Annotated in this window: 11 protein-coding genes; 9 read left to right on the top strand and 2 right to left on the bottom strand. The window is 67.1% G+C overall.

Annotation, left to right across the window (positions count from 1 at the left end; all coding sequences use genetic code 11):
- Nucleotides 1-3: 3 nt before the first annotated feature.
- Nucleotides 4-2,502, bottom strand: coding sequence for a glycoside hydrolase family 3 protein (locus ABC319_RS16565; RefSeq protein ID WP_413071279.1), 2,499 nt, complete (start codon nucleotides 2,500-2,502; stop codon nucleotides 4-6).
- Between the two features lie 95 nt (nucleotides 2,503-2,597).
- Between ABC319_RS16565 and ABC319_RS16560 the strand changes: the two genes are divergently transcribed.
- The 5 genes from ABC319_RS16560 to ABC319_RS16540 are packed head-to-tail and all read left to right on the top strand — an operon-like array spanning nucleotide 2,598 to nucleotide 10,458.
- Nucleotides 2,598-3,872, top strand: a complete 1,275-nt coding sequence (locus ABC319_RS16560) for an ROK family transcriptional regulator (protein ID WP_413071278.1) — start codon at nucleotides 2,598-2,600, stop codon at nucleotides 3,870-3,872.
- Nucleotides 3,873-3,897: 25 nt separating this feature from the next.
- A complete protein-coding gene (locus ABC319_RS16555; RefSeq protein ID WP_413071277.1) occupies nucleotides 3,898-4,818 on the top strand; it encodes an ROK family protein in 921 nt (306 codons plus the stop codon).
- A gap of 41 nt (nucleotides 4,819-4,859) precedes the next feature.
- Entirely contained in the window at nucleotides 4,860-8,309 is a 3,450-nt protein-coding gene (locus tag ABC319_RS16550; RefSeq protein ID WP_413071276.1) for a glycosyl hydrolase 2 galactose-binding domain-containing protein, read from the top strand.
- On the top strand, nucleotides 8,306-9,748 hold the full coding sequence (locus ABC319_RS16545; RefSeq protein WP_413071275.1) for a carboxylesterase family protein: 1,443 nt from the start codon (nucleotides 8,306-8,308) through the stop codon (nucleotides 9,746-9,748). Before ABC319_RS16550 ends, ABC319_RS16545 begins: the two co-directional genes overlap by 4 nt.
- Nucleotides 9,745-10,458: a GDSL-type esterase/lipase family protein gene (locus tag ABC319_RS16540; protein ID WP_413071274.1), complete on the top strand. Its 714-nt coding sequence runs from the start codon at nucleotides 9,745-9,747 to the stop codon at nucleotides 10,456-10,458. The genes ABC319_RS16545 and ABC319_RS16540 overlap by 4 nt, the downstream gene beginning before the upstream one ends.
- A gap of 8 nt (nucleotides 10,459-10,466) precedes the next feature.
- Here ABC319_RS16540 and ABC319_RS16535 read toward each other — a convergent pair whose 3' ends face one another.
- Nucleotides 10,467-11,480, bottom strand: a complete 1,014-nt coding sequence (locus ABC319_RS16535) for a LacI family DNA-binding transcriptional regulator (protein ID WP_413071273.1) — start codon at nucleotides 11,478-11,480, stop codon at nucleotides 10,467-10,469.
- A 147-nt stretch (nucleotides 11,481-11,627) separates the two neighbouring features.
- Between ABC319_RS16535 and ABC319_RS16530 the strand changes: the two genes are divergently transcribed.
- The 4 genes from ABC319_RS16530 to ABC319_RS16515 are packed head-to-tail and all read left to right on the top strand — an operon-like array spanning nucleotide 11,628 to nucleotide 15,461.
- A complete protein-coding gene (locus tag ABC319_RS16530; protein WP_413071272.1) occupies nucleotides 11,628-12,857 on the top strand; it encodes an MFS transporter in 1,230 nt (409 codons plus the stop codon).
- Nucleotides 12,854-13,918, top strand: coding sequence for a sugar phosphate isomerase/epimerase family protein (locus tag ABC319_RS16525; protein ID WP_413071271.1), 1,065 nt, complete (start codon nucleotides 12,854-12,856; stop codon nucleotides 13,916-13,918). Before ABC319_RS16530 ends, ABC319_RS16525 begins: the two co-directional genes overlap by 4 nt.
- A gap of 2 nt (nucleotides 13,919-13,920) precedes the next feature.
- Nucleotides 13,921-15,075, top strand: a complete 1,155-nt coding sequence (locus tag ABC319_RS16520) for a Gfo/Idh/MocA family protein (protein WP_413071270.1) — start codon at nucleotides 13,921-13,923, stop codon at nucleotides 15,073-15,075.
- Nucleotides 15,072-15,461, top strand: coding sequence for a c-type cytochrome (locus ABC319_RS16515; protein WP_413071269.1), 390 nt, complete (start codon nucleotides 15,072-15,074; stop codon nucleotides 15,459-15,461). Before ABC319_RS16520 ends, ABC319_RS16515 begins: the two co-directional genes overlap by 4 nt.
- The last annotated feature ends 11 nt before the right edge of the window (nucleotides 15,462-15,472 follow it).

The raw sequence follows: 15,472 nt of genomic DNA, 5'->3' as shown, positions 1-15,472 counted from the left end.
CCGTCACTTGGGGCAGGCGACGATCTGGTCGGCCACCGTGCCCAGCGCCACGCGGGAGATGCTGACGGTCGCCGGCCCGGGCAGCGTCAGGACGAACGGCGCATCCAGCTTCGCCAGGTCGGCTCCCGCCTTGGCGAAGCATTTCAGCGGCACCGATATCGTCCGCCACTGGCCGGCGGGCAGTGCCGCCAGGTCGCCGAACGGCACGCTGGCGGTCTTCTGGCCGTTGCGCACGCCGATCGTCGGGGTGCCGGTCACCGCCGCGTCGCGCCGCGCCGTCACGATCAACGCGACGTCGCCGTTCGACTGCCGGGTGACGTCGACCGGATCCTGCGTCGACAGGGCGATCACTCCCTGCCCGCCGGTGACCGCGAACTTGCGCGCGCCTTCCTGCACGACGTTGTCGGTCGCAGTGACGGTGATCTTCCCCGCCGCCGCCTGTGCCGGCACGGTCGAGATGCGGCTGGTCGACTGGCCGGGTGCGCCCACCTCCAGCGACCAGGCCGGCGACGGCACGCCGCGGTCCAGGTACACGCCCTCGCCGGTGGCCTCGGCCACGCCGGAGTTCTCCGGCAACGGCTTCCACGCCGCCGCGCCGGCCATCCCGTATCCGAACGGGAACAGCGTCGCCGCCCCCGGGGCCGCGCTGATCGGCCAGGCGGTGGGCAGCTTGCCGGTGAAGCCGCGCTTCGCCCGCCCGTCCTTGCCCGCGACCAGCACGTCGGCAATGCCGCCGCCCTCCGATCCCGGCAGCCACGTCACCACGAACGCATCCGCCACGTTCAGTGCCGGGTTCACATACAGCGGCCGCCCGGTGATCATCAGCGCCACGACCGGCACGCCCGCCGCCTTCAGCTTGCGCATCGTCTCCCATGGCTGGCGCAGTTCGGGGCGCAGTTGCAGCGCCTTCACGTCGCCCTGGAACTCGGCGTACGGCGTCTCGCCGAACACGACGATCGCCACGTCCGGCTTCGTCGTGAAGTGTCCGTCCGGCGCCAGCGTCGCGGTGCCGCCGGCGGCGGTGACCGCATCGTTCAGCCCCTTCCAGATCGACGTCGCGCCGGGGAAGCGGCTGTTGTCGACGCCGGTGCCCTGCCACGTCAGCGTCCAGCCGCCCGACTGGCGTCCGATGTCGTCGGCCCCGTCGCCCGCCACCAGCACCTTCGCACCCGGCCTGATCGGCAGCACGCTGCCCTGTTGCTTCAGCAGCACCAGCGATTTCGCCACCGCCTCGCGCGCGACTGCACGGTGCGCAGGAGAGCCGAGCAGGTCGAACTGCCCCGCCAGTGGTCGGCTCGACGGGCGTCCCGCCTCGAACAGGCCCATCCGGTATTTCACCCGCAGGATGCGCGCCACCGCATCGTCCAGCCGCGCCATCGGCACCGTGCCCGCCTTCACCTCGGCCAGCAGCGATTCGTACACCGGCTTCCAGCTGTCCGGCGCCATGTACAGATCGATCCCCGCGAGCAGCGCGGTCGGGCAGCGCGCGTTGGTGCACCCCTCGACCTGGCCGTGCGCGTTCCAGTCCGATACGATGAAGCCGCCGAAGTTCATCCGGTTTTTCAACACGTCAGTCAGCAGGCCCTTGTGCCCGGTCAGCTTGCGGCCGTTCCAGCTCGAGAAGCTCGCCATGACGGTGTCGACGCCGTTCTCGATCGCGGGAACATAGGGGGCGCCATGGATTCGACGCAACGTCGCCTCATCGATCTTCGCATCGCCCTGATCCACGCCACCGGCCGTGCCGCCATCGGCCAGGAAGTGCTTGGTGCTGGCGATGACATGGGCGCCCTTCAGCACCGCTTCCCCATTTGGCGCGCCCTGCAGGCCACGGATCATCGCCCCGACATAGCCGGCGACCAGCGTCGGATCGGACGAGTATCCCTCGTACGCGCGACCCCAGCGATAATCCTGCGGCACCGTTACCGTCGGCGCGAACGTCCACTCCATGCCGGTCGCCCGGATCTCCGCCGCGGTCGCCGCGCCGATCTTCTCGATCAGTGTGGAGTCGCGCATCGCGCCCAGCCCGATATTGTGCGGGAACAGCGTCGCGCCCACGATGTTCGAATGGCCATGGACCGCGTCCGTGCCCCAGATCATCGGCACGGCGACCTTGCCGCCCGTCGCGTCGACCGAAGCATCGTAGAAGGCGTCCGCCAGCTTCAGCCATTCGCCGGCCGGCGCGAACTCATCGTTGTTAGGCGCCGAGTTGCCGCCGTTCAGGATGGAGCCGAAATGGTACTTGCGCATATCCGCGGGCGTGACGCTGGCGATGTCGGGCTGAATGACCTGCCCCACCTTCTCCTCGACCGACATCCGCTTCAGCAGGGCCGCGATCTTCGCCTCGGTCGCGGCGTCGCGCGCATAGGGCCATTTGGGCGAGGGCCATTCCGCCGGATGGACGGCATCGCTGCCCAGATTGCCCGCCACCGTCTGCGCCGCTGCCGGCGCCATCGCCATCACCACGCCGACCGCACCGGTCAGCAACCACGTCGCGCCCCGCATCCTCAACTCCTTCGCCATTTGTCTGCAAACCCTTATCGGATAAATCGGTAAAACGATTGATCTATTCTGTCTACGTCGTAGGATGTGGTCCAACCATGGTCAGCAACGCCGCCCCACCCGCATCTGCCGAACAGCATCGGGCACGATCACGGGGCGGCGACACGGCACGGCTGACCGGCGCCAATATCGAGCATGCGGGCCAGCACAACCAACGCGTGGTCCTACACGCGATCCGCGTCGCCGGCCCCGCCACCCGGGCCGAGATCGCGGAGGTCACCGGGCTGACACCCGCGACGGTGTCGAACATCACCAATCGGCTGCTTGATGAGGGCCTGCTGGAGCGGGCGGGCCAACGTCGCGGTGGCCGCGGCCAGCCTGCCACCCGCCTCGTCATCCATCCGGGCGGTGCCTTCTCGATCGGCGTCAACATCGACCGCGATCACCTCACGATGGTGGCGGTCGATTTCGGTGGGAGCGTCCGCGCGCGCGTCACGCGCGAGATGAGCTTCCCCATGCCCGACGATGTGCGCCAATTCTTTCGACAGGAAGTGCGCACCCTGCTCGATAGAGCGGGGATGCCGTCCCACGCGATTACCGGCATCGGCGTCGCGCTGCCCGACGATCTCGGCGCCGTCGACCTGCCCGGCCGACCCGCCGATTACGACCGATGGTCGATAACCGACATCAGCGCCCTGTTCGACGATCCGTTCGACCTTCCCGTATTCGTCGAGAACGATGCGGCGGCGGCGGCCATCGGCGAGATGCAGTTCGGGCTGGGCCAGCACTTCGGAAGTTTCTTCTATCTGCTGGTCACCTTCGGCCTGGGCGGGGGTGTCGTGGTCAACTCGCTGTACGATCGCGGTGCCGCGGGGCGTAGTGGTGAGATCGGTTTTCTGATCGTCGACGATGGCGTCGGCGGGCGGACCCAGTTGCAGAACATCGTCTCTCTCGCCGGGCTCTATCAGGTGTTCGCCGATGCCGGACTGGACGGGATCGGCGTCCACGCGCTCGACCTCAGCGATCCGTCGATCGCCGCGGCGGCGGACGTCTGGATAGAGCGCGCCGCGCGGGCGCTGGTCCAACCCATGATCGCCCTCAACTGCCTCCTCAATCCCGGCGCCGTCCTGATCGGCGGCCGACTGCCGATCGCGTTGGTCGAGCAGCTTGCCCGGCGGACGGATAGCCTGGTCCGCAAGGAGGGCCAGCATGCCCCCGCTCTCGCTCCCATCGAAATGGGCGCGCTGGCCGAGGACTCTCCCGCGGTCGGCGCGGCACTGCTGCCGTTCGGTCACCTGCTGCTGCCCGCTGACTCGCCGGCGATCCGTCAATCTGCGCGCGCGCTTCCACAAGCGGTGCCGACCATTTCCTGATCCGAGAACGATAAAAGAGGATGTGATGCACAACGAGGGGAGGTGCGCCGGCATTGCCGGCGTGGAGCTGGGCGGCACGAAGTGCGTGGTCGTGCTGGCGGACGCCGATGGCACGATCCTGTCGCAGCACTCCGTCCGGACGACCACTCCGGTCGCGACGCTGGCGGGCATTGAGGATGTCCTGGATGCGTGGTGGCAGTCCGGATCGTTCCAAGCGCTGGGCGTCGCCTCGTTCGGTCCCGTTGATCTGGATCCTGTATCCGCCACCTATGGCCGGATCACATCCACCGCGAAGCCCGGATGGCGCGATACTCCGGTCGCCGACCGGCTCGCTGCACGCTACCCGGTTCCGGTCGCGTTCGACACGGACGTCAACGGCGCCGCTCTGGCCGAAGGACGCTGGGGTGCCGCGCAGGGTCTCGACGATTATGCGTATATCACGGTCGGCACTGGCGTGGGCGTGGGCCTGATCGTCAACGGCGCAGCGACCCGGGGGCTTGGCCATTGTGAAGCGGGTCACATGCGCGTCGCCCGCCTTCCCGGTGACGAGTGGGCTGGAGCCTGCCCCTTCCACGGCGACTGCGTCGAGGGGCTCGCCGCAGGTCCCGCCATCGCGGCGCGCCTGGGTGGCACGGGCGAGCGCGTGCCGGCCGATCACCCGGTCTGGGACAGCGTCGTGGAAGCGCTCGCTCAGATGGTGCAGGCGCTGGTGCTCGCCACCGGTCCGCGGCGCATTCTGATCGGCGGGGGTGTCGTCGCCGATCGACCGTATCTGATCCCGGCGATCGACGATCGGGTCCGAGCCCTTGTGGGAGCCTATTTCATGCTGCCGGCGCGCGACAGCCAATATGTCCGGGCGCCCGGCCTGGGAAGCGCGGCAGGTCCCCTCGGTCCAATTGCACTGGCACTGTCGGCAGGAAGTAGCTTGCCGATTTATACAAATTGATGTCTTAATTCATCCACACAGTACCGCGGCGATCTGGTGCCGTGACAACGAAGAACGATGTCGGGGAGGATGGCGTGACGGTCTGGACGAAGCGCGCAGGCTATATGGCTGCGATATCGGCATCGGCGCTGGCATGGACGGCATCGGCCGCCGTGCCGGTCAATGGCGGACCCTACAATGCCAGGTTCCTGTCGGGTGGCGTAGGGATCGAGCGACCTTTGCCGGGTGCGGAGCGTGTTGCGGCGGCCGGTGCGCCGTACAGCATGACCACTTGGGTCAGAACCGACGATCGCCGCTCGGGCACGATCATCTTGATGGCGCTCGGCGCACCGGAGAACGGCCGCGCGCTGATCGTCGAGGAGGGTCGGCTGGCGTTCCGCGATGGTCGCGACGTAGTCCGCGGCAGCACTCTGGCCGCCGGTCGCTGGACCCATGTCGCGGCCGTATCGGACGGCCGCACCCTGACGCTGTACGTCGATGGCCGCCGTGTCGGCACCGGACGGGGGGCGTCGATGGCTGTCGCGCCAACCCTGTCACTCGCCCCCGCCCTGCCGAACCGTCCCCATCTGGGCGGTACCCTGGTTGGCGCGACCCTTCACGACACGGCACTGACCGCAGCGGAAATCGGCACGGCGGCTCGTACGCGTCCGGACTTCGACCTGGTGCAGCTGTGGCAGGTCGGTGTCGGCTGGCCGTTCCAGAAACAGGCGAATATCGGCCTGACCCAGCAGCAGGATCCGTGGACGCTGCCGCAGAGCGTGGACGGCGCCTATACCGCACCGGTTGCCAGGCCGGTGTCGGCCACCCCGACGATGCAGCCGATCGCCACCGGCCGCTGGCAGATCAACGGATGGCAGCTCGCCGCCGCCCCCGATGTGAAAGGTGACGGCGCTACCCTTTCTCGTCCCGGAGTGCGTGGCAGCGCGTGGCGCGTCGCCACCGTCCCCGGCACCGTGCTCCAGACGCTCGTCGATCGCGGCGTCTATCCGGATCCGTATTACGGCCTGAACAACCTAAAGATCCCCGAAAGTCTCGCCCGGCAGGACTATTGGTACCGCACCAGTTTCACCGTGCCGGCTAACGCGGCGGGCAAACGCCTGACCATCGTGTTCGGCGGCGTGAACTATGCCGCCGAGATGTGGGCGAACGGCCGTCGCTTAGGCGACACGCGCGGCGCCTTCATCCGTGGCCAGTTCGACTACGTGCCGGTGGCGGGCGAGAACGTCATCGCCGTTCGCGTGTCGCCGCCGCCGCACCCCGGTATTCCGCACGAACAGTCGGTCAAGGGCGGCGTGGGCGAGAATGGCGGTCAGCTGGCGATCGACGGCCCTACGTTCGTCGCGACCGAGGGGTGGGACTGGATCCCCGGTATCCGCGATCGGAACACCGGGCTGTGGCGCCCCGTCGAGCTGGTGGCGCATGGCGATATCCGCATCCTCGATCCGCACATCGTCACCGACCTGCCGCTGCCACGTACCGACCGGGCCGACGTTTACATCACCGTGCCGATCCAGAACGACGGCGTGGCCAAGCCGGTCACCGTTCGCGTGGCGTTCGACGGCGTCACGATCGACAAGACCGTTACCGCACCTGCCGGGCGCAGCGAGGTCGCTTTCACGCCTGCCGAGTTCCGCCAACTCACCGTCGCCAACCCGAAACTCTGGTGGCCGAACGGCTATGGCGACCCGCACCTGTACGACGTCTCCTATCAGGTCAGCGACGCCGGCGGTCTGTCCGATACCAGGCAGGACCGGTTCGGCATCCGCGAGGTGAGTTACGACCTGTCGCTGTTCGATGCCAAAGGCGCGCTACGGCGCGTCAATGTGCAGACCACCGATGGCGGGCTGGCCGGCACCCGCCTGATCGACGTTCGCCACGCCGCGATCAAGGAAAGCCCGCGCGGCTGGGCGGAGTCGCTGACGGCTGCCGGTGAGACGTCGAAGGGCGTCACCGCGATCGACGAGGTCCTGCCGGAGCCTCATCTCACCATCCGCGTCAACGGCGTGAAGATCGCGGCCCGTGGTGGCAATTGGGGCATGGACGACGCCATGAAGCGCGTCAGCTACGACTGGTTGAAGCCCTTCTTCCGCCTCCAGAAGGAGGCGCACATGAACATCATCCGCAATTGGATGGGCAACAATTCAGAGGAAGAATTCTACGACCTGGCCGACGAAAACGGCATGATGGTCCTGAACGATTTCTGGCAGTCGACGCAGAATTTCCAGATCGAGCCAGACGATGCCGGGCTGTTCCTGGCCAATGCCCGCGACACGATCGCACGGTATCGCAACCATCCCTCGATCATCCTCTGGTTCGGCCGCAACGAAGGCGTCCCCTACCCGACGTTGAACGAGGGGCTGGACAAGGCGGTGTTCGAACTGGACGGCACGCGCTGGTTCACCGGCAGCTCCAACTCGGTCAATCTTCAGGGGTCGGGGCCGTACAACTACCGCCCGCCCGCCGGCTATTTCACCGACCTGGCGACCGGCTTCTCGGTGGAAACCGGAACGCCGTCGCTGTCCACGGCAGAGTCGATCGCGTCCTATACCCCGGCCGGCGACCGCTGGCCGCTGGGCGACGTGCTGGCTTATCACGACTGGCATTTCGCCGGGAACGGCGACACCAAGACGTTCATGCAGACGCTCGACACCATGTTCGGCGCTGGCACCGACTTCGCCGATTTCGAGCGCAAGGCGCAGATGATGAACCTCGAAACGCACAAGGCGATGTTCGAGGGATATCAGGGACATCTCTGGACGAAGAACTCGGGCCGCCTGCTCTGGATGACGCATCCTGCATGGCCATCGAACGCGTGGCAGATCTACTCGTGGGATTATGACACGCACGCCGCGTATTACGGTGCGAAGAAGGCCGTGGAGCCGCTGCACGTCCAGCTCAACCTGCCCGGCAACGAGCTGGTGGTGCTGAACACCACCCGCGACGACGCACGTGGCCTGACGGCGAAAGTGCGGGTCGTCGGCCTCGACAATGCCGAGCTCTTCGCCCGGACCGATCGCCTCGACGCGCTGGCCAACCGGGCGACGCCGCTCGCGGCCGTACCGCTCGACAGCTTGTTCGCCGCCAATCCGATGCTGCTGGTCAGCCTGACGCTGAGCGATGCCACGGGCAAGCCGGTGTCGGAGAACTTCTATTGGCGCGGACGCGATACGGCTGCCTATCGCGCGCTCAATCAGCTGGCACCGGTAGTCCTGACGGCCGGTGCGACCTCACCCGTCACGCAGGCGGAGGACCGGACGATCACGGTGACCCTCGGCAACGAAACGGCGGTACCCGCGCTGAACGCGAAGCTGACACTGGTCGACGAGGGCGGCAAGCGCATCCTGCCTGCCTTCTACAGCGACAATTATGTGTCGCTCCTCCCCGGCGAGAAGAAGACGATCACCATCAGCTATCCGGCCAGCGTAACGGCGGTTCCCGGCCTGAACCTGCGCGGCTGGAACGTGCCCGAAGCCAAGGTGCCGTTCCGATGATCGCCCGGCTGCTCGCCCTTTCGCTGGCCATCTGCACCCTGCCTGTTGCGGCGCAGACCGTGCGTACCACCGCCGGACCGGTCAATGGCGAGAAAGAGAACGGGCGTGCCGTCTTCCGTGGCATCCCCTTTGCCGCCCCGCCCCTGGCCGCACGCCGCTGGACGCCGCCGGTGCCGCCAACGCCGTGGCGCAGTGTCCGGGCCGCGACCACGCCGGCACCCGCCTGTTCGCAGGCCGATTTCGGCTGGAACCATCACGACTTCGTGTTCCAGTCGGAAGATTGCCTGACCCTGGACGTCAGCTCGCCGGCGCTGACCGGCCGCCGTCCGGTCCTGGTATGGATTCACGGTGGCAGCAACATCGCCGGATCGCCCGGCGACATGACCGGATCGCCGATCGTCGACAGGGGCATCGTGCTCGTGGGCGTCCGGTACCGGCTGGGCGCGCTCGGCTTCATGATGCACCGTGGTTTTCCCGGCAGTGGCAACCTGGGGCTGCTCGACCAGGTCGCGGCCCTGCGCTGGGTACGCGACAACATCGCGCGTTTCGGTGGCGATCCGGAACAGGTGACGATCGCAGGCGAAAGCGCAGGCGCACAGGATGTCGGGCTCCTGCTCGGCACGCCCGCGGCAAAAGGCCTGTTCCGACGTGCGATCCTGGGCAGTGGTACGCCGCAGTTCGGCCTGCCGACCCGTAGCCGGGGGCAGGCGCTTCGAATCGGTGACCAGCTGGATCGGCTGCTGGGTACGGCCGGCGACGTCACAAAGCTGCAGGCCGCCTCAGCCGCTGCGGTCGTCGCCGCCGGTCAACAGCTGCACGATCCGGAGTTGACCGACGACGATTACCGCTGGTTGCGCACCACGATCGATGGCGTCGTCCTGCCGGCGGAACCCCGCGACCTGATCGCGGCGGCACCGGCACGTGACGTGCTGATCGGCTCCAACGTCTTCGAACTCGACCTGCCCGGCGGTCCGACCCGGCGCGACGCATTCGTCGCCTTGTCCTACCCGCGGACCGAAGAGGCGGCACGGGACTTCTACCAACTGGGCCGGGCCGACCCGCCTGCCGACCCGCGCCGGGGAACGCGCGACCAGCAGATCGCCACCGACGCCACGTTCCGCTGCCCCACGCTCCGCCTCGCGACACTGCTGGCCGGGCGCGGCGATCGCATCTGGTCCTATGCTTTCGATGCCGCACCCGGGGGCGGCATGACGCGCCATGCCATAGAACTTTCCTACATATACGGCGACCGTCGTCTGGGCTCGCTGCACCTGATGGATTACTGGGCCAATTTCGTGAAGACCGGCGATCCCAACGGGGCCGGACTGCCGGCCTGGCCCCGCTTCGACGCGGCCGGCAGCCTGTTGACGCTGGACGCCGCCGGCGCCCGGCCGCATGTCGCGGCGAAGGAACCCTGTACCCTGTCGGAGCAGCTATGATCGATCGCCGCAGCCTGTTCGCCGCCGCCACGCTCCTCGGCCTGTCCACGGCCGCACGCGCCCAGACCCCCGAAGATGCGGCGGCGAAGCGACTACGCGAGGATTGGCCATGGCTGGGTCGATATGCCGAGGACAACCGGCGTCGGATCGCGGCAGGCGAGCGGACCGGCATCGTCTTTCTGGGAGACTCGATCACCGAAGGATGGATCGGCAAGCGTCCGGCCTTCTTCACCACAGGCAGGGTCAATCGCGGAATCGGCGGGCAGACGACACCGCAGATGCTCGTCCGCACCATGGCCGATGTGGTGGCTTTGCGCCCGCGCGCCTTGCATCTGATGGCCGGCACCAACGACATCGCCGGCAACACCGGTCTGATGACGCAGGCGGATACGCAAAACAATCTGACCGCGATTTGCCAGATCGCGCGCGCCAACGGGATCACCGTCCTGCTCGCGTCGGTGCCGCCCGCAGCGAATTTCCCGTGGCGGCCGGGTCTGGACACTGTAACGCCGATCCGCGCGATCAATGCCTGGTTGCGCGATCATGCCCACACACTGGGCGCGCGCTTCGTCGACTACACGCCAGCATTGTCCACCGCCGACGGTGCGATGAAGCCCGGTTACGCCACCGACGGCGTGCATCCGACCGAAGCGGGCTACGACGCGATGGCCGGAATACTTCAGCCGATCCTCGCGAGCATGCACCTGTAGAACGGCGGCTACGATCCGCTTCGCTCGGCTACAACCCCGGTGCTGCCGCGGACGATCAGCTCGTGCCGCAGGGTGACCTGGCGGGGCGCGACCTCGACACCGCCAAGTATCTGCACGAGCAGCTCGACCGTGCGGCGGCCGATCATCGACTGCGGTTGAGCGATGGTGGTGAGCGCCGGCTGGAAGAAGCTGGCGAGCGGCAGGTCGTCGAAACCGACCACCGAGACGTCGCGCGGGCAGGAAAGGCCTGCCTTTCCGATCGCGCTGATCGCACCCAGCGCCATCTCGTCGCTGAAACAGAACAGGGCGGTCACCCGCCGCTGCAGCAGGTCGCCGGCATGATCGGCCGCCGACCTGGCCGAATAATCGCCGGTGCGCACGTGCATGCGCTCGCCCAGCCCATGTCGTCGCGCGGCCCCGAGCGCGCCTTCGAGGCGATCGCGGCTGATCGGGCTGATCGCCGGTCCGGTAACGATGCCGATGTCGCGATGACCCAAGCCGATCAGGTGTTCGATGGCATCGCTGCTCGCCACGGCGTTGTCGATATGCACGCTCGGCACGCCCAGATCGGAACTGTACTCGCATCCGTTGACGATGGGCGCGGGAGTTCCCTGCCGGGATAGCAACGGCCTGAGGCTCTCGGGCAGGCGATGCCCGAGAAAGATCAACCCGTCGACTTCGCGCCGCGACAGCATGTCGGCATATTGTTCCTCCACCCCCGCATCGTGCCGCGTATCGCCGACCACCAGTGCATAACCCGCGTCGCGCGCCGCCTCTTCCGCGCCGCAGATCACGCTGGCAAAGAACGGATTGGAGATGTCGGGCACCGTCAGCAGGATCTTGGCCGCCCGCAAGGTACGCAGCGCGCGGGCGGCGACGTTGGGCTGATAGCCGAGCGAGCGTACCACCTCCATCACGCGGTGACGCGTCGATTCCGCCACGCGATCGGGCCGGCTGAGCACGCGCGACACGGTGGCGGTCGACACCCCTGCCCTTGCGGCGACGTCGATGATCGTCGGCATCGCGGCTTCATGGATCGGATCGTCAGCGAAGTCGATGGATGGTCAATGTAATCCTTTACATCGTCCAACGACCTGCCTAGCCTTGCACCCATTAAGCAGGTCAACTGCGACGGAGGGGAATGGCGGATGGCCATTGCGGAAGGTGCCGTGCACACGGCGAAAGTTGCGACTGACGGCCGGCTGACGGCGCGTCTCAGTGCGCTGATGTTCATGCAGTTCTTCATCTGGGGCGCGTGGAACGTCACGCTCGGCCTCGTCATGCAGACGGTCGGCATCGGCAACCTTATCGGCAACGCCTTTTCGGTCGGGCCGATCGCGTCGATCGTCGGGTCGTTCCTGCTCGGCATGGCCGCCGCTCGCTATGTCGCACCCCGGATGCTGATGGTGATCCTCCATCTGCTCGGCGGCGCGATCCTGTTCATGCTGCCGACCCTGGTGACGCCCGAGAACGGCACGACCTTCGTCTGGCTGCTGCTCGGCTACATGATCCTCTACATGCCGACCGTCGGCCTCGCGAACACGATCGCGCTGAAGAGTTTCGGCGAGCGCACCGACAACTTCCCGTTCGTGCGGGCGTTCGGCACGCTGGGCTGGATCGCGGCTGGCCTGATTATCGGCTGGGCCGGTCTGTCCGCCAGTCCGGCGATCTTCCAGGTCGCCGCCGTGGTCTCGATCGTGCTGGGCCTCTACAGCTTCACCCTGCCCAACGTCGAGGCCGATGCCCCGCGCGACGAGAGCGTGATCCGCCAGGTATTCTGCGTCGAGGCGTTCGGACTGCTGAAGCAGCGCTCGTTCCTGATCTTCATCCTGTGCGCGACCCTGATCTCGATCCCGCTGGCGATGTATTACGCCTATGCCTCGCCATATGTCGGGGCGGCGGGCATCACCAACGTCGGCGGGACGCTCGCGATCGGGCAGATGTCCGAACTGGTCTTCATGTTTTCGATGCCGTGGCTGTATCGCCGCTTTGGAGTGAAGCCGCTGCTGCTCGTCGGCATGGCCGCCTGGGCACTGCGGTATGCGTTGTTCGCCATCGGGGACGGCGGATCGGGGCTGTGGGCCGTGTATCTGGGGGTCGCCCTGCACGGCGTATGCTACGACTTCTTCTTCGTCGCCGGTGCGATCTACACGGGAACGATCGCTACGCCGAAGGGCGTCAATGCGCAGGCGCAGGGCATGCTGACCCTGTTCACCTACGGCGTCGGCATGCTGCTGGGTTCGCAGATCGGCGCGGCGCTCTATGCGCAGTTGCCGGCGACGCCGACCATCGCCGACTGGCAGGGCATGTGGTGGTATCCCGCGATCGCCGCGGCGTGCATCGCGCTCCTGTTCCAGCTCACCTTCAAGGACAATGGAAAGACGGAGGCCGCAGCATGACGGCAATGAAGGGACCGGGTATCTTCCTGGCGCAGTTTCTGGGCGACGCGGCACCGTTCGATACGCTGGAGAATCTGGCCGAGTGGGCCTCGGCCCTGGGCTATGTCGGGGTTCAGATCCCCTGCAACGACCGGCTGATCGACCTGCGTCAGGCAGCGGAGAGCCGCGGTTACTGCGACGACCTGAAGGGCATGCTGGCGAAGCACGGCATCGCCGTCACCGAGTTGTCGACCCACCTTCAGGGTCAGCTGGTGGCGGTCCATCCCGCGTACGACACGCTGTTCGACGGCTTCGCCCCGCCCGAGGTACACGGCAAGCCGGCCGCGCGCCAGGCGTGGGCGGTCGAGCAGGTCAAGCTCGCGGCGCGTGCCAGTGCCAATCTGGGCCTGACCGCCCATGCCACCTTCCCCGGCGCGCTCGCCTGGCCCTATGTCTATCCCTGGCCGCAGCGACCCGCCGGGCTGGTCGAGGAGGCGTTCGCGGAGCTCGCCCGTCGCTGGGTGCCGATCCTCGACGTGTTCGAGGAAGCCGGCGTCGACTGCGCGTTCGAGGTTCATGCCGGCGAAGACGTCCATGACGGTGCATCGTGGGAACGGTTCCTCGCCGCCGTTGGCGAGCATCCGCGCGCGCGCCTGCTCTTCGATCCGTCGCACTTCGTGCTGCAGCAGCTCGACTATCTCGACTTCATCGATCGATATCACGACCGCATTTCCTGCTTCCACGTCAAGGACGCGGAGTTCAACCCGACAGGTCGGTCGGGCGTTTATGGCGGGTACCAGGATTGGGTCGATCGGGCTGGCCGCTTCCGCTCGCTAGGAGACGGACAGGTCGATTTCTCTTCGATCTTCAGCAAGATGGCACAGTATGGCTATGACGGTTGGGCGGTGCTCGAATGGGAATGCGCATTGAAGCGCAGTGAGGACGGTGCCCGTGAAGGTGCGCCCTTCATTCGCGACCACATCATCCACCTGACCGATCACCCGTTCGACGATTTCGCGAAGAGCGGCATCGATCGGGGTGCCATCCGATCGATCCTGGGTCTGCCGGCGGACGAGGCATAACGATGGTGCGGCATCCGCTTCGCCTTGGCATGGCCGGTGGCGGCGAAGGCGCGTTCATCGGCGCCATCCACCGAAAGGCTGCGGCATTGGACGGCGACTGGCGGCTGACGGCCGGTGCGTTCAGCACCGATCCCGACCGCAGCCGCCGGAGCGGCGACCTGCTCGGCCTCGACCCCGCTCGCAATTATGCTTCGCTGGACGCGATGATCGCCGGCGAGCGTGCGCTGCCCGATGGGGAGCGGATCGACGCGGTGGCGATCGTCACCCCCAACCATCTGCATGCACCGATGGCGATTGCCGCGCTTGAGGCAGGATTCCACGTCTTCTGCGAAAAGCCGATGGCGATGAGTGCGGCCGAAGCGCGTGCCATTGCCAGCGCCGCGACCGCCAGCGGCCGCCATTTCGCCCTGGCCTTCACCTATAGCGGCTACCCGCTGGTGGAAGAGGCCCGGATCCGCATCGCGCGGGGTGACCTGGGCAAGATCCGGCTGGTGCAGGTCGAGTATCTGCAAGGCTGGCTCAGCCTGCCGATCGACACCGACGGCAACAAGCAGGCGGAATGGCGGACCGATCCCGCACGTGCCGGGCTGGGCGGCTGCCTGGGCGATATCGGTACCCACGCCTTCCAGCTGGCCGAGCACGTATCGGGCCTTCAGGTCGCATCGGTAGCTGCGGAATTGACCGCCCATGTCGCCGGCCGTCGGCTCGACGACGATGTCAGCGCGCTACTCCGGTTCGAAGGCGGCGCGCGCGGTACGTTGAAGGCCAGCCAGGTCGCGGCCGGCGAGGAGAACGGGCTAAAGCTGCGCATCCATGGCGAGCGTGGCGGACTGGAATGGGCCCAGATGGAACCGAACAGCCTGACGCTGCGCTGGCTCGATCGCCCGGCAGAGGTCGTGCGGGCCGGCGGGCCAGGCCTTGATGCGCGAACGGTCGGCCTGCTTCGTACACCTGCGGGTCATCCAGAGGGGTATATCGAGGCTTTCGCCAACCTTTACCGTGCCTTCGCCGCCACTATTCGCGGTGACGAGGACGGCGACAGCTGGTATCCGGGCGCTGCCGACGGGCTGCGTACCATGGCCTTTATCGAGGCCGTTATCGAGAATGCGGCGTCCGATCGCAAGTGGACGGACGTCGATCCGGGAGAGTGTGAATGAAGCTGATGATCGGACTGACTGTCGGCAGCGCTGCCGCGGCGACGTTGCTCGCCGTTGCCGTGCCCACCATCGCCCAGACGGCACCGGCGGCATCCCCGCCCGCCTTCGCGGCATGTCGCGCCTGCCATACGGTGAACAAGGGCGGTCGCAACGGTATCGGCCCCAATCTGTACGGCGTCGTCGGACGGCCGGCGGCCGCTGCACCCGGCTTCAACTACTCGCCGGCGTTGAAGGCGTCGAAGCTGCGTTGGGACGAAAAGACGCTGGGCGAGTATCTCACCGCTCCGTCCAAGAAGGTACCCGGCACCCGCATGCCGATCGCCATGCCGGATCCTGTCAAGCGGGCAGCGATCATCGCGTATCTGAAGGCCGAAGGCGCGAAGTGAGCCGATCGGCG

Source organism: Sphingomonas phoenicis (genome assembly GCF_047238005.1).
Taxonomy (GTDB): Bacteria; Pseudomonadota; Alphaproteobacteria; order Sphingomonadales; family Sphingomonadaceae; genus Sphingomonas.
Note: the sequence above shows the minus strand (reverse complement) of the source record. Positions and strands in the feature narration are given on the sequence as shown.